Annotated in this window: 17 protein-coding genes and 1 pseudogene; 9 read left to right on the plus strand and 9 right to left on the minus strand. The window is 23.7% G+C overall.

What is annotated here, in order from left to right; all coding sequences use genetic code 11:
- The 3 genes and pseudogenes from D9V70_RS03340 to D9V70_RS02400 form a co-directional block, all read right to left on the minus strand.
- Positions 1–926: 1-deoxy-D-xylulose-5-phosphate synthase N-terminal domain-containing protein (locus D9V70_RS03340; RefSeq protein ID WP_253254830.1), on the minus strand; the 926-nt coding region annotated here is incomplete at its 3' end.
- A 19-nt stretch (positions 927–945) separates the two neighbouring features.
- Positions 946–1790: pseudogene (locus tag D9V70_RS03390) on the minus strand (polyprenyl synthetase family protein).
- A 36-nt stretch (positions 1791–1826) separates the two neighbouring features.
- Complete coding sequence (locus D9V70_RS02400) at positions 1827–2990, minus strand: MFS transporter (protein WP_158356139.1); 1164 nt, start codon at positions 2988–2990, stop codon at positions 1827–1829.
- A gap of 67 nt (positions 2991–3057) precedes the next feature.
- On the opposite strand from D9V70_RS02400, the gene D9V70_RS02405 reads away from it, so the two are divergent.
- A complete protein-coding gene (locus D9V70_RS02405; RefSeq protein WP_158356140.1) occupies positions 3058–3402 on the plus strand; it encodes a TusE/DsrC/DsvC family sulfur relay protein in 345 nt (114 codons plus the stop codon).
- Between the two features lie 32 nt (positions 3403–3434).
- Here the strand turns inward: D9V70_RS02405 and cyoE are convergent, their stop codons facing one another.
- From cyoE to cyoA, 5 genes are read right to left on the minus strand one after another with little or no spacing between them, the layout of a single operon-like run.
- On the minus strand, positions 3435–4292 hold the full coding sequence (cyoE, locus tag D9V70_RS02410) for a heme o synthase (RefSeq protein WP_158356141.1): 858 nt from the start codon (positions 4290–4292) through the stop codon (positions 3435–3437).
- Between the two features lie 25 nt (positions 4293–4317).
- Positions 4318–4632: a cytochrome o ubiquinol oxidase subunit IV gene (cyoD, locus tag D9V70_RS02415; RefSeq protein ID WP_253254804.1), complete on the minus strand. Its 315-nt coding sequence runs from the start codon at positions 4630–4632 to the stop codon at positions 4318–4320.
- Positions 4633–4643: 11 nt separating this feature from the next.
- The gene (gene cyoC / locus D9V70_RS02420) at positions 4644–5255 is read right to left on the minus strand and encodes a cytochrome o ubiquinol oxidase subunit III (protein WP_158356143.1); all 612 of its coding nucleotides are present in this window, start codon (positions 5253–5255) and stop codon (positions 4644–4646) included.
- A gap of 2 nt (positions 5256–5257) precedes the next feature.
- Complete coding sequence (gene cyoB / locus D9V70_RS02425) at positions 5258–7249, minus strand: cytochrome o ubiquinol oxidase subunit I (RefSeq protein WP_158356144.1); 1992 nt, start codon at positions 7247–7249, stop codon at positions 5258–5260.
- The gene (gene cyoA / locus D9V70_RS02430; protein ID WP_158356145.1) at positions 7234–8175 is read right to left on the minus strand and encodes a ubiquinol oxidase subunit II; all 942 of its coding nucleotides are present in this window, start codon (positions 8173–8175) and stop codon (positions 7234–7236) included. Before cyoA ends, cyoB begins: the two co-directional genes overlap by 16 nt.
- A 285-nt stretch (positions 8176–8460) precedes the next feature.
- On the opposite strand from cyoA, the gene D9V70_RS02435 reads away from it, so the two are divergent.
- The 6 genes from D9V70_RS02435 to D9V70_RS02460 all read left to right on the plus strand — a co-directional run bounded on the left by D9V70_RS02435 (position 8461) and on the right by D9V70_RS02460 (position 16900).
- Positions 8461–8784: a BolA/IbaG family iron-sulfur metabolism protein gene (locus D9V70_RS02435; protein WP_158356146.1), complete on the plus strand. Its 324-nt coding sequence runs from the start codon at positions 8461–8463 to the stop codon at positions 8782–8784.
- Between the two features lie 135 nt (positions 8785–8919).
- On the plus strand, positions 8920–10230 hold the full coding sequence (tig, locus tag D9V70_RS02440; protein WP_158356147.1) for a trigger factor: 1311 nt from the start codon (positions 8920–8922) through the stop codon (positions 10228–10230).
- Positions 10231–10396: 166 nt separating this feature from the next.
- Positions 10397–11020: an ATP-dependent Clp endopeptidase proteolytic subunit ClpP gene (gene clpP / locus D9V70_RS02445; RefSeq protein WP_158356148.1), complete on the plus strand. Its 624-nt coding sequence runs from the start codon at positions 10397–10399 to the stop codon at positions 11018–11020.
- Positions 11021–11116: 96 nt separating this feature from the next.
- Positions 11117–12403 (plus strand): ATP-dependent protease ATP-binding subunit ClpX, encoded by a 1287-nt coding sequence (clpX, locus tag D9V70_RS02450; RefSeq protein ID WP_158356149.1) that lies wholly within the window; start codon positions 11117–11119, stop codon positions 12401–12403.
- 188 nt (positions 12404–12591) lie between these two features.
- On the plus strand, positions 12592–14925 hold the full coding sequence (gene lon / locus D9V70_RS02455; RefSeq protein WP_158356150.1) for an endopeptidase La: 2334 nt from the start codon (positions 12592–12594) through the stop codon (positions 14923–14925).
- Between the two features lie 130 nt (positions 14926–15055).
- Positions 15056–16900, plus strand: a complete 1845-nt coding sequence (locus D9V70_RS02460; protein WP_158356151.1) for a SurA N-terminal domain-containing protein — start codon at positions 15056–15058, stop codon at positions 16898–16900.
- Positions 16901–16984: 84 nt separating this feature from the next.
- Here the strand turns inward: D9V70_RS02460 and queC are convergent, their stop codons facing one another.
- Complete coding sequence (queC, locus tag D9V70_RS02465; protein ID WP_158356152.1) at positions 16985–17680, minus strand: 7-cyano-7-deazaguanine synthase QueC; 696 nt, start codon at positions 17678–17680, stop codon at positions 16985–16987.
- Between the two features lie 229 nt (positions 17681–17909).
- Between queC and D9V70_RS02470 the strand changes: the two genes are divergently transcribed.
- Both D9V70_RS02470 and D9V70_RS03355 read left to right on the plus strand, forming a co-directional pair.
- Positions 17910–19655 carry a SmdA family multidrug ABC transporter permease/ATP-binding protein gene (locus tag D9V70_RS02470; protein WP_158356153.1) on the plus strand — a complete coding sequence of 582 codons (1746 nt, stop codon included), beginning with the start codon at positions 17910–17912 and terminating at the stop codon, positions 19653–19655.
- Between the two features lie 25 nt (positions 19656–19680).
- Positions 19681–20768 (plus strand): ABC transporter transmembrane domain-containing protein (locus tag D9V70_RS03355; RefSeq protein ID WP_437177661.1); only part of this gene is annotated, 1088 nt, incomplete at its 3' end.

Below are 20768 nucleotides of genomic sequence, written 5' to 3' on the forward strand. Positions count from 1 at the left end.
GTTATAACAGTAGATGATTGTGAATTTAATAACCCCTTATAAGGAACCGAATGCCATTTAATAGGATCTAATTCTGCTGGAAGATAACCTTTTCCTTTTTTAGTAATAAGATGCAATAAAAAAGTTCCATTTTTGTATTTAATTTTTTTTAATATGTTAATAATACGAAATATATTATGTCCATCAAATGGACCTAAATATTTAAAACCTAAATTAGAAAATATTGAATTAAAGGAAAAAAAACGATTATTAATATTTTTTTTTTGATATAACTGTCGTCGTAAAAAATCTACTTTTTTTTTATTATTTTTATATCTTTTATAATTTCTTAAATGCTTTAAATGATCATTTAACGCACCTACATTTTTTGAAATAGACATTTGATTATCATTTAAAATAACTAATAAATTAGATTTAATGGTACCAGCATGATTCATTGCTTCGAATGCCATACCTGCTGTCATTGCACCATCTCCAATGACACAAATAGTTTTTCTATTCTTTCCTTCTTTTAAAGCAGCAATAGACATTCCTAAACCTGCACTAATAGAAGTAGAGGAATGACCAACATTCAATGTATCGTATTCGCTTTCTTCACGACAAGGAAATGAATGTAAACCATATTTTTTTCTAATAGTTTTGATTTTTTCAGCTCTTCCAGTTAATATTTTATGTGGATATGCTTGATGTCCTATATCCCATATTAAATTATCAAATGGAGTATTATAAATATAATGTATTGCAACAGTGATCTCAACTACACCTAAACCAGATGCAAAATGTCCTTTAGAATAACTGAAAACTTCTAATAAATATTCACGTAATTCGTAACATAATTGAGGCAACTGATCAATAGTTAATAAACGTAAATTTTGTACTGAATTAGCAAAATATAAAATTGGATATTTTTTAGAATTAAAAGTCATTACATACTCTTTAATAAATTTATTTGATATCTTTAATTATAAATTGTATCAATTTCTCTAAAAAAGTAACATCGAGATCTTTATTTTTCAAATCATTTAATGCTAAAAATGCTTTTTTATACAATTCATCTACTTGTTTTTTTGATATTTTTAGATTATTTATTAAAGAAACAATATTATTGTTTGAGTCCTCAATATCATCTTTAATTTGAAATGCCAAACCAATATAAATTGAAAACCGATCTAAAATTTTTAAAATAGATTTAGAAAAATAACGAGAAGAAAAATATGATACACGTACGGCAGAACGTATTAAAAAAGCTGTTTTATATAAGTTAATTGTATCTAAATCATGTAAATCAGATTCTTTTTTTTTTCCATATCTAACATTTGACCTATACACATTCCAGATGCCCCAATGGAATTAGATAATTCAGAAATTATATTTAAACGTTGACGATATGAAACTCTTGGCATAAAACTTTTAGATAAAATATTAAAAGCAAGGCTTTGTAAAGCATCACCAGCAAGTAAAGAAACGTATTCGTTATACTTAACATGACAAGAAATTTTTCCTCTCCTGAAATTATCATTATCCATACAAGGCAAGTCATCATGGATTAAAGAATATATATGAATACATTCAATAGCTGAAGATATTACATCTAATGTAATCATATTTACTCTAAAAATTTTCCCAATCCCATATACTAAACAAGGACGTAATCTTTTTCCACCTGGAAACATACTATATTTCATTGCTTTTAAAAGATTATATTTCTGAAAAGATAACTGATTAAATATACGAGATAATTTTTTATTGACACGATTTTGATACATATTATATAAATCAAAAAAATTCATATTTAAAAGACCTAAAAGATTAATATAATTATAATTTTATAAAGACCTGCATCGTAAAAAAATACTATACACTAACCACATAACAACAATGAACACTTCACATAAAAAAATTTCTGATACTGATAAAAAACTATATAACCATCCACTTATAAGACCTCCGAATGATATACCTAGAAATTGGCTAGTAGAATAAATACTCATTACACTTCCTGTATAAAGTAATTTTTGTTTTCTTAAATTTGCAGGAAGAAAAACTTCAAGAAAATTAAAAGCAATAAAAAAAACTTGTAAAGCAATTATTAATAATAATAAATTATTTTTAGAAAAGAGAAAAACAGTTTCTGAAACAAAAATGAAAAAAATACAAATTTCAATAATATTATCTAAGATAATTTGTAATTTGCAATAAAATATAAAGAAAAATAAAATAAAGAAAGAAATTAATATAGTAACTAAATATAGTTTCCATTGATCGTTAAAAAAACAACCAGAAACTTCAAATTGATTAGGTATTATCATAAAATTTATTAATAATAAAACATGCAAAAAAAATATACCTAAATAAGATTTAAAAAAATTTTTATTAAATAAAATTTTTATTAACTCTCGAAACAATATTTTTTTCTTTTTTTTTAAAAAAATATTTTCTGAAAAAGGAAGTACAAAATACACAATAATCATACATATAATAGATAAATATGAAGATATCCAAAAAATAGAAAAAAAACCAAAATGTCCAACAACTATAGGACTAATTACCATAGCAATTAAAAAAGAACATGCAAAACTTATACCTATAAACGCAACTGATTTAATATAATTTTCTTTTCTAATTAAATCAGATAAAAAAGCCATACATACTCCAGAAATAGCTCCTGAACCTTGTAAAAATCTTCCAATAATCAATCCCCATATGGAATGAAAAGTAGCTGATACAAAATTTCCGAAAAAAAATAAAAATAAACCTAACATTATTATTTTTGTTTTACCAAATTTATCTGATAAAAATCCAAATGGGATTTGAAAAATTACTTGAGCAATACCGTATATTCCCATTGATAAACCAATTAAAAAATTATTACTTCCATCTAAAAGAGCACCATATTTACTTAACACAGGAATTATCATAAACATTCCTAACATACGTAATAAAAAAATCATGCAAAAACTTAATGTTACTTGTAATTCTAAAAAGTTCATTTTATAATTTTCCATACTGAATTTTTACTTAAATTTTATATTCAATAAAATGGTTTACTAGAAAATAATGAATACTAAAAAGATAGTTACATATACATATGAAAACGTTAAAAAAGACAAAGAGGGTTATTTAAAAAAAAGTAAAGATTGGAGTATATTAATAGCAAAGGAAATCGCAAAAAAAGAAAATATTCACTTAAGTTCTGAGCATTGGGTAATAATAATGTTTATACGAAAATTTTATTTACAATTTAACGTTACACCATCTATGAGAATGTTGATTAGTAGTATAAAAAAAGAAATAGGAGAATCTAATAGTAATAGTATTTATTTGTTTACACTTTTTCCTAAAGGTCCGGCCGAGCAAGCAAGTAAAATTGCAGGGATACCTAAACCCACAAAATGTTTATAATAAAACGTTAATTAAACAAGGATTGACAATATTTAAAATAAAAAATCTATTGATATAAAAACATTAAACATAATAACTACAAAAATAGAATAATAAAATAATTGCATAGAATTTTTCTTATGATTCTTTTTTTTAAGATTAAAAAAAGATAGAAATAGCCAATAAAAATTTATAATACAAGAACACAGTAAAAATACAAAACTTGTATAATCTAAAAATGTTAATAATAACGTTAAACAAGTAAAACCGAAAATGTAATAAAAAATATGTTTTTTTGTTATCAAGATACCCTTAATCAAAGAAAAAACAGGAATGTTAGCTGCTTTATAATCTTCTATTCTAACTATAGAAATCGCGTAAAAATGAGCCATTTGCCAAAAAATAAAAATAAAAAATAATAAAATAGAGAATATATCAATAGTATTAGTAACTGCAGTATAACCAATCATAGATGGAACAGATCCTGAGAAACTTCCAATAAAAGTTGAATAAATTGATTTACGTTTACATAAAATAGTATATAAAAATATATAAACAAAAAAACCAAAAATAGATAAAATCATAGATAAAAAATTTACTAATAAACCTAATATAAGCAATCCTAATATTCCCAAAAAAATACCAAAAATGAACACTAATCTAAAAGATAATATTTTTCTTGATAAAACTCTATTACTTGTTCGCTGCATTTTTTGATCTATATCAGAATCAATTAAATTATTAAAAACACAAGCAGAAGCAATTACTAAAGATGTACCTAAAATAGTATATAAAAATAAAAAGAAACAAAAATAAAAATGACTAGATGCAAATAAAAAACTACCTATTATTAAAGTGATATTCCCAACAATAATTCCAGGTTTAATTATTTCTAAATAATACTTAAACATAAAGATATATTCTTTTTTTTATTTTTTAAGAATGTAGCAACATATGATAATTTAAATTACGCATAATCCATATAGAACCAAATACAATAATAAAAATTATTATCATTACAAATACTAAAGTCACTACATTCCATTTTTCTTCCGAAGAAAAATTTAAATCTAAAAAATATAAAAAATGAATAATAATTTGACTTATAGCTGATAATAATATTATTAAATAATTTATTTCACTAGAAAATATTTTTTCTGTTACTACTAAAAAAGATAATACAGTTAACATTATAGAAAATAAAAAACCTAATAAATAAGATTTTACTTTCTTTTTGAAATTTAATTTCATAGAATTATGCATTATATAGCTCCATTCAAATAAACGAAAGTAAACACACAAATCCATATAACATCTAAAAAGTGCCAAAAGACACTCAAGCATAAAATTCTAGTGCAAATAACATTAGTCAAACCTAATATTTTTATTTGAAACAAAATTGATATTATTAATATTAAACCGAAAAAAATATGTGCTCCATGAATACCAATAAGAGTAAAAAAGATAGAAAAAAATGCATGTTGATTAGGTCCAAAATTATTTTTTGAAAGTTCATTAAACTCATTTATCTCCATACATAAAAAACAGCATCCTAAAATAAAAGTTATTATTAAATACAAAAAAATCATCTTAATATTTTTTTTATTCATGGATAATACAACAAAACCACATGATAAAGAACTTAATAACAATAAACAAGTTTCTAGAAAAATATAAGGTAAATGAAAGATTTTATTATGAATGACATTAATAGATACATTTGAAGAAATAATAGCATAAACAGCAAATAATACTGCAAACATAATACAATCACTCATCAAATATATCCATAATCCAAACAATTTATTATTTTCTATATTTTTCTCTTCAAAACTTAATTTTCTACAGTTTAATTTTATATTATTTTCTGTCATTGTTAACCTTCTTTTCGAATGTTTTTCCAATATTGATCTTCAATTTTTTGTATTTCTTTAATTGATATAGTATTTTCAGTTTTTTCATTAATACTTTTTATAAATAAAGCAATAATAATTGCACAAAAAGAAAAAAAACATAACCAATTAATGTGCCATACTGCCGAAAACCCAAAAAATAAAGAAAAAACACTAATTAAAAAACCTGATCCAGTATTTTTAGGGACATGAATATCATGATATTCCACACTATTTTTTATTTTATTAATTTCTTTAACATTTCGATGTTTTTTTATTTCCCAAAATTCATCTCTAGAGCATACTTGAGGAATCACAGCAAAATTATATATTGGAGCAGGTGAACTAGTAAACCATTCTAAAGTTCTACCATTCCAAGGATCTCCAGTAATATCTAAATTATGCTTGCGATCTCTTACAGAAACAAAAAACTGAATTACTTGACATACAATTCCTATTGCGATAAAACAAGCACCAACAGCAGCAATAGATAATAAAAAATGAAAATCAGGATCGATATTTTGACTTAACCGACGAGTCATACCCATCATTCCTAAAAAATATAAAGGTATAAAAGCAACAAAAAATCCTATAATCCAAAACCAAAAAGCGCGTTTACCCCATACTTCATTTAAAGTAAATCCAAATAATTTAGGAAACCAATAATTAATCCCAGAAAAACATCCAAATACAACACCACCAATAATTACATTATGAAAATGTGCGACTAAAAATAAGCTATTATGTAAAACAAAATCAACAGGAGGTACTGATAATAATACACCAGTCATTCCACCAATAGAAAAAGTGACTAGGAAACCCAAAGTCCATAACACAGAAGAATGCATATGAATACGACCTTTATACATAGTAAATAACCAGTTAAAAATCTTCACTCCAGTAGGGATCGCTATTATCATAGTAGTAATACCAAAAAAAGCATTAATATTTGCTCCTGCACCCATAGTGAAAAAGTGATGAAGCCAAACAATGAAAGACAACACTGTAATAGATAATGTCGCCCATACTAAAGAAGTATATCCAAATAAACGTTTTTGAGAAAAAGTTGCAATTACTTCTGAAAAAACTCCAAATACGGGTAATACTAAAATATATACTTCTGGATGACCCCAAATCCATATTAAATTAACATACATCATTGAATTTCCACCTAAATCATTAGTAAAAAAATGAAAATTGAAATAACGATCTAAGGTCAATAATATAAGAGTAATAGTTAAAACTGGAAATGAAATTACAATAAGAATATTAGTACATAAAGCAGTCCAAGTAAAAACTGGCATTTTAAAAAAAGACATACCAGGTGCTCTCATTTTTAGAATAGTGACTAAAAAATTAATTCCTGTTAATGTAGTTCCAATACCAGAAATTTGTAAACTCCAAATCCAATAATCTACCCCTACACCTGGACTATATTGTATACCTGAAAGAGGAGGATAAGCTAACCAACCAGTTTGAGCAAATTCTCCAATTCCTAAAGATAATGTAAGTAATACAGTACTGCTTACATTTAACCAAAAACTTAAATTATTAAGAAAAGGAAAAGCTACGTCTCGAGCTCCGATTTGCAATGGTACAACTAAATTCATCAGACCAATAACCAGTGGCATAGCAACAAAAAAAATCATTATTACACCATGAGCAGTAAATATCTGATCATAATGATGCGGTGGCAAAAACCCTTCATGTCCCGATGATGCAATAACTTGCTGAGTTCGCATTAATATTGCGTCAACAAAACCACGAAATAACATGATAAATGCAAGTATTATATACATAATAGATATTTTTTTATGATCAACTGTTGTAAACCATTCTGACCATAAATATTTCCATTTTTTATAATAAGTAATACTTGATGCAATACACAATCCAATTAAAATAATCGCAATATATGTTACCATAATAATAGGTTCATGATACGGTATGACGTCAAACGTTAATTTTCCAAACATTTTCTTAATGTCTCCACATTATCAAGTTTTATTAAATTACTATGAATATTATTTTTATTAAAAATGCTAAAATTTCTTACATAATACTGATTAACAATTTTTTTAAATAAATCTTTTTTAACATTAGAAAAATATTCTATTGAATAATTTTTATTTTCTACAGATGTTATATTTAACATTTTTTCTATATTTAATTTATTAGATGATTTTTTTACTTTTTTTATCCAGTTCTTAAACATGATATTATTTAAAGCAGAAATTACAGTGAATTTCATATTAGAAAATCCTCGACCACTATAATTAGATGATATACCTTTATAGTTTCCTGATTGATTAGCAATTAAGTTTAATTTTGTAATCATTCCTGGCATTGCGTATATTTGACTTCCAAGAGATGGAATAAAAAAAGAATTCATAACAGAATTTGAAGTAATTTGAAAAACTACAGGTCTATTTACAGGAAACATAATTTCATTAATTGTTGCAATATGATAATCTGGATAAATAAATAACCATTTCCAATCTAATGCAATAACATTTATTTTTATGGGTTTAGTAGATGATGGTATAGGTCTTTTTGGATCTAACTTATGAGTATAATTCCATGATAAATATGCTAAACAAGAAATTATTAAAATAGGAATTCCCCAAACTATCATTTCTATTTTTTTTGAGTCCGACCAATCAGGTTCATATACTTGATTTATATTTTTTGAATGATATTTCAGTGGAAAATATATACTCATAAAAATTACAGGAATAATAATAAGTAACATCATTAAAAATGATATTAACATCAAAGAATATTCTTCTAAAGCAATAGAACCATGAGAATTTAATAAGAAACTATCACACCCATTCAATAAAAAAAACACTATGATTAATGATAATTTTTTAAAAAAATTATTGTTATTTAAAGATGTCATTCAAAAACCTCAAAATCATGTAATATTCAGTATAAAACATTTTTTTAACCATTAATTTTAAAAATACTTTTTTATTATAAGTATTATAAAAAAACTCTACAAAAAAACTATAAAAAAAACGATTTTTTTATAAAAATTAATAATTTGCGAAACAATTGAATTATTTTTTAAAAATTGATAAAATTTAAAAAATAAAAAATATATATATTAAAAATATTTTTAAATGTTTTTAAAACATCTATAAACATTATTAGAAAAAAATTAAATAGGATATAACATTAATTAATGATTTTAAAAAAAATAAATCAATGTTTAAGATCTGAACTAAAAATAAATTTTATTAAAATTTATGATGATAGCTCATTTCATAATTACTCAAAAAAAAATCTTACACATATAAGAATGGTTATTGTTAGCAATGATTTTCTTAATCAAACAATTTTAACTAGACATCGTGTAATCTTTGCTATTTTATCCAAAATCAAAAAAGACAAAATATATTCAATAACATTAAGTACTTATACCTCTAGAGAATGGGAATATAAAAAATACAAAAAAATTAGTATTTCTAAATGTTTAAAAAAAAATGATATTTTATCTAATTACTAAAAAATTATTATACGATTTATTAAAAAATAAAAAAGCAACTATTTTAAACTAATAACTGTATAAAAACTTCTAAAAATTTTATATATAAAAAATATATACAATAAATTGATAAAAATAATCGTTTGAGGTAATAAGATGAAATTTTTTATGGAAAAAAATAAAGATGCAGGACATCGTGTTACAATTCATATTCCAAATAATATTGTTAATAACGCAATTTTTGTAGAACTTGTAAAAATTAGAAAAAAAACAAATATTAATGGTTTCCGAAAAGGAAAAGTTCCTATTAAAGTTATAAAAGAAAAATATGGTTCTAAAGTTTATTATGATGTATTTAAAGAACTAATGCAAAAATTTTTTTATCAATTTATATATAAGGAAAAAATTAATATTATTGGAACTCCAAAGTATTATATAAATCAAAAGCAAGATAAAAAAAAAGAATTTTTAGAATACTTTGTGATATATGAAGTATATCCAGAATTTGAAATTAAAAAAATAACGTCGATCAAAGTAAAAAAAATACTCGTAAATATTACAGAGGAAGATATTAAAAAAAATATAGAACAAAATAAATTAAAAAAAATTAAATGGGATATAGTAAGTAGACCTGCTAAAAATTATGATCGAGTTACAATTAATTATAATATTTATGATGAAAATAACAAAAAAATAGAAAAATTTAATACAAAAAAAATTAAGTTTATTGTTTCTAAAAATGCATTTATTCCAGAATTAAATAGTAAAGTAATTAATCGATACATTAATGATATTATATTTTTTAAAATTAAATTTCATGAATTTCATCCAGAAAAAGAACTTCAAAATAAAAATATAACATTTAAAATTCAAATAAAAAATATCGAAAAATTACAAGATTTTGAAGAAATTACAATAAAAGATAAAGAAAAAAAATTAAATCAATCACAATACCAAATCATAAAGAATAATCTAAATATTGAAATCAATAAATTAACAGAAGAATATTTAGAAGATCAAATTGCAGAAAATATAGTTAAAAAAGATCTTATAATTATACCGAAAATATTGCTACAAGAAGAAATTAAAAATTTATATAATGAATACGAAACAAATTACAAAGAAAAAAATCATAATATATTAGAAAAAAAATACCATTTTGATATTAATCTAAAAGCAAAAAAAAGACTATGTCTAAAACTCGTAATAGACAAAATTATTTTTGAAAATAAATTAATTCCTAATGAAGAAAATATAAAATTATTGATTAAAAACATCTCTCTAAATCATAAAGAATTATTAAAAATTATCGATTTATATAACAAAGATAAGAATTTTAATAAAATGATAAAAAATATAGATTTAAAAAATCAAGCTCTTTTTTTACTAAAAAAAGAAATAAAAACTATCACACAATATTGGAACTTTGATCAATTTGTAAACTATCACTTAAATGATATCAAATAATTATTTAATCAATGTAATATCTTACATTTACACATGCTTCATTATACTATTAATAATTTACTTTTTTAAGCATTATGTTTTGATCACTATTTTGATCACTAAAAAACCATTAATTTATAACATGTAGTATTAATTATCTAAAAATGAATATTTTCAGGAATAAAAAATGTTATATTATGAGAATAATAAGAATAAAAAAAAATTTTGTGCAACATTAATTCCTATGGTTGTTGAACAACATGAAAGAGGAGAACGTTCATATGATATATATTCAAGATTGCTAAAAGAAAGAATAATTTTTATAACAGGCAATATTGAAGATAACATGGCAAACAATATTGTAGCTCAGATTTTATTTCTAGAAGCGGAAAATCCGCAAAAAGATATATTTCTATATATCAACTCTCCAGGAGGTATTGTTACATCAGGTATGTCTATTTACGATACAATGCAGTTTGTTAAACCAGATATTAATACTATTTGTATTGGTCAAGCATGTTCAATGGGTGCTTTTTTATTAGCTTCTGGTAGTAAAGGAAAAAGATTTTCTTTACCTAATTCAAAAATTATGATTCATCAACCATTGGGAGGATATCAAGGACAAGCTTCAGATATCGCTATTCATGCTCGAGAAATAATGGAAATGAAAAAAAAATTAAATCAATTAATGTCTTTACACACAGGAAAATCTATAAACAAGATAAAAAAAGACACAGAACGTGATTATTTTTTATCAGCTACTGAAGCCGTTCAATATGGTTTAATTGACGTTATTTTAACTCAACGTTAATCAAAAATAAAACTTGTAAACATATTTTAATTTCTAAAATATTTATAGAATCTATTTACTCAAAAAAAATAAAAAATATGAAAAAGAGGTTAAAAGATGACTGATAAGAGTAAAGATGATTCTAAAGTATCCCTTTTTTGCTCTTTTTGTGGAAAAAATCAAAAAGAAGTACGAAAATTAATAGCTGGTCCAAAAGTATATATATGTAATGAATGTATAAAACTATGTAATGATATTATCATTGAAGAAATAAAAGATACAAAAGAAGTAGATACTGAAAATCACATAAACTATTTACCCACACCTCATGAAATTAAAAAACATCTTGATGATTATGTTATTGGACAAAATCATACAAAAAAGGTATTGTCTGTTGCAGTGTACAATCATTATAAACGTCTTCGGAATGTTAATCTAAAATTAGATTCAGTCGAATTGGGTAAAAGTAATATTTTATTAATAGGACCAACTGGAACTGGAAAAACACTATTAGCAGAAACACTTGCTAAATTATTAGATGTACCATTTATCATTGCAGATGCAACAAGTCTCACAGAAGCTGGATATGTAGGGGAAGATGTAGAAAATGTAATACAAAAATTATTACAAAAATGTAAATATAATGTAAAAAAAGCAGAATTAGGTATTATCTATATAGATGAGATAGATAAAATATCAAGAAAATCCGACAATCCTTCTATTACTAGAGACGTATCTGGAGAAGGAGTGCAACAAGCTTTATTAAAATTAATCGAAGGAACACTAGCGTCTGTACCTCCTCAAGGGGGAAGAAAACACCCTCAACAAGAATTTTTACAAGTTAATACTGCAAATATTCTATTTATATGTGCAGGTGCATTTTCAGGATTATCTAAAATTATTTCTAAAAGAATTAATACTAAAACAGAGATAGGTTTTAACGCTATTGTAAAAAAAACCAAACAAAAAATGTCAGAAAATATAATTTTAAAAAAAGTAGAACCTAAAGATTTGATAAAATTTGGATTGATCCCTGAATTCATTGGTCGATTGCCAATAATCACTGTATTAAATAAATTAAATGAAGATGCATTGATCAAAATATTACACGAACCAAAAAATGCTTTAATTAAACAATATAAAACCTTGTTTAACTTAGAAAAAGTAGAATTAAATTTTGATGAAAAATCTATTGTAGCTATTGCAAAACAAGCAATAAAGAAAAAAACAGGTGCTAGAGGATTAAGATCTATTATTGAAAATATTTTACTAGATATAATGTATCAATTACCCTCTATGATTAATATAGAAAAAGTATTAATTAATGAATCAGTCGTACATCAAAACTCATTACCAAAAATAATATATGGAAAAAACAAATCAAAAAAAGCATCAGGTGAATAAAAAAATATAAACATCCGATGATCTAAAAAACAAAAGTAATTCCTGTTTATTTTATCAAACGATTAACATTGAATATCACGTAATCATATCAATATACTTTCTATGATTATAGATATAATTAATATTTCATTTTCATTTCGCAAAGTTTTTAAATATAAATAGCGGCAATTCAACTAAGAGAGAGCTCTATGAATTCTGAGCGTTCTGAACGCATTAAAATCCCAGTTTTACCATTAAGAGATGTAGTCATATATCCCTATATGGTTATTCCATTATTTGTAGGTCGTAAAAAATCAATTAAATGCATAGAGAACTCTATGGATAATGATAAAAAAATTATGTTGATTGCACAAAAAGAAGCATCTAAAGACGAACCTACTAAAAATGATTTATTTGATATAGGAACTATTAGTTCAATATTACAAATGTTAAAATTACCAGATGGTACAGTAAAAGTTTTAGTAGAAGGATTACAACGTGCTTGTATTATAAATTTAATAAATAATGGAGAATATTTTATTGCAGAGGTTGAATCAATCACTTCACCTACTATTTTAAATAAAGAACAAGAAATATTAATTCGTACAACCATTAATCAATTTGAATCTTATATTAAACTAAATAAAAAAATTCCATCAGAAATATTAAATACTTTAAATAATATTAAAAATTCTGAAAAATTAGCAGATACTATTGCTGCTCATATGCCATTAAAACTCAATGACAAACAATCAATTTTAGAAATACGTAATGTTAATGAAAGATTAGAATTTTTAATGGCGATTATGGAAACCGAAATAGATTTGCTACAAGTAGAAAAAAGAATTAGAAATCGTGTTAAAAAACAAATGGAAAAGAGTCAAAGAGAATATTATTTAAATGAACAAATTAAAGCTATTCAAAAAGAACTTGGTGATATGGATGAAATTCTAGATGAAAATAAAATTTTAAAACGTAAAATTAAAGCATCAAAAATGCCAAAAGAAGCAAAAGAAAAAACAGAATCAGAACTTCAAAAATTAAAAATGATGTCACCTATGTCAGCAGAAGCAACAGTAGTACGAAGTTACATAGATTGGATGATACAAGTACCTTGGAATACTAGAACAAAAATAAAAAAAAATATTAAAGAAGCTAAAAAAATTCTTGATATGGATCATTTTGGACTTGAAAAAGTAAAGGATAGAATATTGGAATACTTAGCTGTACAAAGTAGAAAAAATAAAGTAAAAGGACCTATTCTTTGTTTAATTGGACCACCGGGAGTAGGTAAAACATCATTAGGAAAATCTATCGCTAGATCAACTGGTAGAAAATATGTAAGAATGGCTTTAGGAGGGATAAGAGATGAAGCAGAAATTAGAGGTCATAGACGTACTTATATAGGTTCTATGCCAGGTAAGTTGATCCAAAAAATGGTAAAAGCAAAAGTTAAAAATCCTTTATTTTTATTAGATGAAATTGATAAAATGTCTTGCGATATAAGAGTAGATCCAGCATCTGCTTTATTAGAAGTACTAGATCCAGAACAAAACGTGTCTTTTAATGATCATTATCTAGAAGTAGACTATGATCTTTCAGATGTGATGTTTGTTGCTACATCAAATTCTATGAATATACCTGCTCCATTACTTGATCGCATGGAAATCATTCGTCTTTCTGGTTATACTGAAAATGAAAAATTAAATATAGCAAAAAAATATTTATATCCAAAACAAGTAGAACGAAACGCTTTAAAGAAAAATGAATTAACAATTACTGACTGCGCAATAATAAATATTATTCAATATTACACTAGAGAAGCAGGTGTTCGTAATTTAGAACGTGAAATATCTAAAATATGTCGAAAAGCAGTAAAAGATCTATTATTAGATCAATCTTTAAAGCATATTGAAATAAACAGTGGAAATATAAAAAAATATTTAGGAATAAAACGATACGATTATGGAAAAATCAACCATCATAATCAAATTGGACAAGTGATTGGTTTAGCTTGGACAGAAGTAGGCGGAGAGTTATTAACAATTGAAACAGCATGTGTTGCAGGAAAAGGAAAATTAAACTACACAGGTTCTCTAGGCGAAGTTATGCAGGAATCTATTCAAGCAGCATTAACTGTTGTTAGATCTGGAGCTGACAAACTTGGTATAAAAAAAGATTTTTATGAAAAACATGATATTCATGTACATGTTCCTGAAGGAGCTACACCAAAAGATGGACCAAGTGCTGGTATAGCAATGTGTACAGCTATAGTTTCTTCACTAACAAAAAATCCTGTTAAATCTAATGTCGCTATGACAGGAGAAATCACGTTACGTGGAAAAATATTACCTATTGGAGGATTAAAAGAAAAACTATTAGCTGCACATCGTGGAGGCATTAAAATAGTATTAATACCATATGAAAACAAACGCAATCTAGAAGAAATACCTCAAAATATTATTGAAGGATTATCAATACATCCAGTTAAAAATATTGAAGAAGTATTAAATTTAGCATTGGAAAAAAAACCTTACGTTTGAATAGAAAATAAAATATTATCATCTAATTAAAAGCAAAGTTGGCTGACAAAAAAATTGTCAGCCTATATTAAAAATTTCAAATTATATGTTTATTTTACCCAATATTAAAAACATGTAGGATCGTTATATTATGACAAAATATCTAAAATTACGATCAACTCATATTATAGTTAAATGTATTTTAGGAATAATTATTTTATCGTTAATATTGACTACTATAAATAGCTATATGTATCAAGATTCTGAAAAATATGTAGCAACAGTAAATGGTGAAAAAATTAGCTTAAATACATTTCAAAATATGTATTCTATTGAACAAGAACGATATAAAAAAATACTAGGAGAAAGGTATTTTCAATTAATAAAAAACAAAAAATTTATAAAAGAAAGTTACAATTATATTTTGTCTCAACTTATTAATAATGTTCTTTTAGAACAATATGTAAAAAAAAATAAATTAGAAGTAGATGATAATAAAATTAAAGAAATAATAAAAAATTCAAATCTGTTTAAAAATAATAATGTATTTGATAAAGGAAAATATTTTAACTATCTTTCATCAATTAATTTAAGACATGATGAATATATAAATTTAATTAAAAAAAAATTAAATACCGAAGCTTTAGTAAATACTATTTCTGATAGTAGTTTTATTTTACAAGAAGAAAAAGAAAATATAATAAGATTATTATCTGAAAAAAGAATGATTAAAAAAGCTTTTTTAAACTTTGATTTTTTAATTGAACAACAAAATGTCAATGATTTAGAATTGCAAAACTATTTTTATAAATATAAAAAAAACTTTTATACTCCAGAACAATTCAAAGTTGACTTTGTTCAAATAAAACTTAATAAGTTTCGCACAACATGCAATAAAAAAGAAATTATTCAATGGTACATAAAAAACATCAAAAAATATTTCACAAAAGAAAAAAGAAAATTTAGTATTATTCAAATTAAAAGTAAAAATGATGCATTATCAATATTATCTGAATTACATAATAATAAAAGTTTTTCGAGCATTGCTAAAGATAAATCAGTAGATCCGATATCCTCTAAAAAAGGAGGAGATATTGGATGGATAGACATTGATTCAATCCCAAGTGAAATTAAAACAGCAAACTTAAATCACGAAAATCAAATATCTGATATTATTCCATTTCAAAACCAATTTTTGATTATTAAACTAGATAAAATAATACAAAGCAATCAAAAAAAATTATCTGAAGTTTATAATAATATCAAAAAAGAAATACAAACTAAAAAATCTTTACATCTATATCATACAATACAAAAAAAAATATCTGATGTTATCAAACATAATCCAAACGAATTAAATAAAATTCTTAAAAAGAATAATATATTTTTACAAAATACCGACTGGTTTGATAAAAATTCTATTCCTAGAATATTAAATATCTCAGATATAAAAAAAATTATTTTTAATAAAAAAGAAAAATCACATTTACATTTTATTGCTTTAAAAAATAATCAATCTTTCTTAATTAAAGTTAAAGGTTTTAAAAATAAAAAAATGCAAATTTTTAATGATGTTAAGGAAAAAATTAAACATAAGTTAAAAACTTTAAAAGCAATAGAAGCAGCAAAAAAAATATCAAAAAAAATTATTTTAGAGTTAAAACAAGGTAGTAAAAATTTATTTAAAAAATATAATCTTCATTTTAATAATAGTGAAATCATATCTCGTTATGATACAAATCCAATGACATCAATTATTTTTTCTTTGCCACATCCAAAAAATGGAAATAAAACATATGCTTTATATCAACATAAAAATAAAAAAATTACAATTATACTACTTGATAAAGTTTATAATAAAAATTTTTCTGAAAAAGAAAAAAGTATCATTAGTGACTATTTAGAAAAAAATTGCATTGAAACAATATTTAATTCTATTCTTCAAAATCTTCATGAAACTTCAATAATTAAGTATGAAAAAATAGAAGCAATATAAATTTTTTTAAAAAGTTATTCGATATATTAGTTTTTTAAAATACGAATAACTTTCTAAATAATTTATTCTTGATAAAAAAATATATTATAATAACCCCATTTTTCTTTTCATATTGTTCATGTAATAAGAACGATTAGATTTCCATTTATCAAAACCTTTTTTTCGAATGATACATGACTTACATTCACTACATCCAATGCCTTTAATACCATTATAACAAGTAACTGTATCAGTTAAAATAATATCAGTAACATTACAATAATCTGATAAAGCCCATATTTCTGATTTATTAAGATTCATCAAAGGCGTTATAAAATTGATATGACAGTTCATTCCAATTTTAATAACATCATTCATATTTTTAATAAATGCATTACTACAATCTGGATAACCAGAAAAATCAATTTCATTTACTCCTAGAATCACTGAATTAATTTTGTTGCTATAAGCGTATATAGAAGATAAAGTTAAAAACAAAATGTTACGACCAGGAACAAATGTACTAGGAAAAAAATTATCTAGTGGATGATTATTATTAATCGAAATATTTTTATTTATTAAACTACTAATAGCTATATTTTTCAAATAATCAATATTTAAAACAACATGATTATTTATTCCTAATTTTTTGGCAATCAGAAGAGCAGAATCAATTTCAGATTTATGTAATTGATTATAATCGAAAGTTATACAATGAATTTCATGATATATATGCGTATAATACGATAAACAAGTTGTTGAATCTTGTCCACCGCTAAAAATTACTAATGCTTTTTTCATTTTTTTTATAAGTGATTATTGTTTAAATTTATACTGTTAAAAATGTCAGTAAGTTATAGTACAAACTGTATTTTAAAAAATAGAGTCTTATATTATATATAGATAAAAAAATATTTTTTATTATTACATAAAATAAAATTATTTTTAATTAAAATTAATATGATTTATATAAAATCATCACAATATCTAAAAAGCATTTATAAAAATTTAACTTTTAGGATTTTTTTTCGTGAAATTATTTAATCAATTAAGATGGTTTTTTATAAAAGAGTGGAAAAGATATTTAGGAGCTATTTTATTATTAATAATTATTTCTATTTTACAATTATTACCACCTAAAATCGTTGGTATTCTAATAGATTTAATTATAAAAGAAAAAATGCATGGTTTTCAAATATTACCTTGGATATCTATCATCTTCATAACAGCAATAATTGTATATATATTACGATATTTATGGAGAATATTATTGTTTGGAGCCGCTTATCAATTAGCTACAGAACTTAGAGTAAAATTTTATTCTTATCTTAGTAAACAAAGTCAAAATTTTTTTTTGGAGAATCGAACTGGAGATTTAATGGCTCGCGCTACCAATGATGTTGATCGTGTCGTGTTCGCTGCAGGAGAAGGAGTATTAACATTAATAGACTCATTATTCATGGGTTTTTCTGTATTAATTATAATGAGTACTCAAATTAACTTTTTTTTAACAGTGATTTCTCTAATACCAATGCCTATTATGGCTATTTTAATAAAAAAATATGGAAAAGAGCTTCACGATACTTTTCGTCACGCTCAAGCTGCTTTTTCTTTACTCAATAATAAAACACAAGAAATTTTAACAAGTATACGAATGATAAGATCATTCGGTTTAGAAGATAATCAATCTAAAAAATTTGATATAATTGTAGCTAATACTGGAAAAAAAAATATGGAAGTAGCAAAAATAGACGCACGTTTCGATCCAGTAATTTACTTATCAGTTGCTTTATCTAATTTATTAGCTGTTATAATAGGAGGATATCTCGTATGGATTAATAAAATTACTATAGGACAATTGACTAGTTTTATCATGTATCTTGGATTAATGATTTGGCCTATGTTAGCATTAGCATGGATGTTTAACATAGTCGAAAGAGGAAGCGCAGCTTGGGATAGAATATATTCTATTATGAATAAAAAAATAGATATACAAGATGGCAATAAAAACATTCCGTATTCTTCTGGAACATTAAACATTAATATTAGTTTATTTTTATATCCAAATAACAAAAACATATCGTTAAAAAATATTAATATTACTCTTGAACCAGGAAAAACACTAGGTATTTGTGGACCTACAGGATCTGGTAAAAGTACGTTATTAAAATTAATTCAAAGAGAATTTAATATTGAAAAAGGAGCTATATTTTATCATTCTATACCTCTATCAAAATTAAAAATTGATGATTGGAGAAGTCGTATTTCCGTTGTAAATCAAAATCCATTTTTGTTTTCAGAAAGTATCTCTAATAATATTTCTTTAGGAAAACCACATGCATCTCAAAAAGAAATTGAAAAAGCAGCAAAATTAGCAGATGTACATAAAGATATTATTTGCTTACCAAATGGATATCAAACACAAGTTGGAGAACGCGGTGTCATGCTATCAGGAGGTCAAAAACAACGTATCGCTATAGCACGTGCATTATTGTTGAATTCAGAAATATTAATATTAGATGATGCATTATCTGCTGTTGACGGTCAAACAGAAAGTAATATTTTAAAAAATATTAATACATGGAAAAAAAATGGACACTCTTTAATTATTACAGCACATCGATTATCTGCTTTAATTAATTCAGATGAAATTATAGTAATAAAAAATGGTTCAATTATACAACGAGGGAATCACTTAACGTTAACTAAAGAAGGAAATTGGTATAAATCTATGTACATATATCAAAAATTAGAAATGGAACTAGAAGATAATTAAAAAAAACAGGTGAAAAATATATAATATGGATCATTTAATCGAATTTTGGCCAATTTTAAAACGTTTATTAATTTATTTAACACCTTTTAAAAAACATTTGATATTAGCATTTATACTACTTTTAAGTGGATCAATATCAGAAGTTTTAGGACCGATATTAATAAGTTATTTTATTAATAACATTTTATCTAAACATGAACTACATTTCAAAATAATATTTATTATTGTAATATTATACATAATATTACAAATATTATCAGTTTTTTTTAATTATTTTCAAAGTGTTTTGTTTAACAAAATAGCAGTAAAAGTTATTAATAAATTACGTCAAGATGTTATGTATGCTGCATTGCGACAACCTATTAGTCAATTTGATTCTCAACCAATTGGACAAATGATTTCAAAAGTAACTAATGATACTGAAACAGTTAAAGAACTATATGATACTGTTGCACCTACATTATTTAAAAGTATTACATTAATTTTTATTATATTATTTGCAATGTTTACATTAGAATGGCATATGGCAATAATTGCTATGTTTATTTTACCATTAGTAATGATAATTATGTTTTTTTATCAAAAATATAGTACACCAACTTTAAGAAAAGTACGATATTATTTAGCTGATATTAATAACAAATTTAATGAAATAATTAATGGAATGAATGTAATTCAACAATTTCGTCAACAAAATAGATTTAAAAAATATATTCAAAATAGTAGTCAATTACATTATATAGCACGAATGAAAATATTAAAGTTAGAGGGTTTTTTATTGAGACCACTTCTTAGTTTACTATCTGCTTTAGTATTATGTAATTTTATTTTTCTATTTAGTTGTTTTAGAGTTGGGGCTTTTGAGGTAGGAGTTCTTTACGCATTTATTACTTATCTTGGAAGACTTAATGAACCTTTAATAGCAATTACTATACAACAATCTATATTACAACAATCTATTGTATCCGGAGAAAGAATTTTTTTTCTAATAGATTCTCCAAAACAAAAATATGGAAATAACAATTCAATATTGAATAGTGGAAAAATTAATATTGAAAATGTTAGTTTTAAATATAACAATAGCAAGAAAAATGTGCTTAAAAAAATTAATAT

The sequence above is a fragment of the Buchnera aphidicola (Lipaphis pseudobrassicae) genome (assembly GCF_005081185.1).
Lineage (GTDB): Bacteria > Pseudomonadota > Gammaproteobacteria > Enterobacterales > Enterobacteriaceae > Buchnera > Buchnera aphidicola_AD.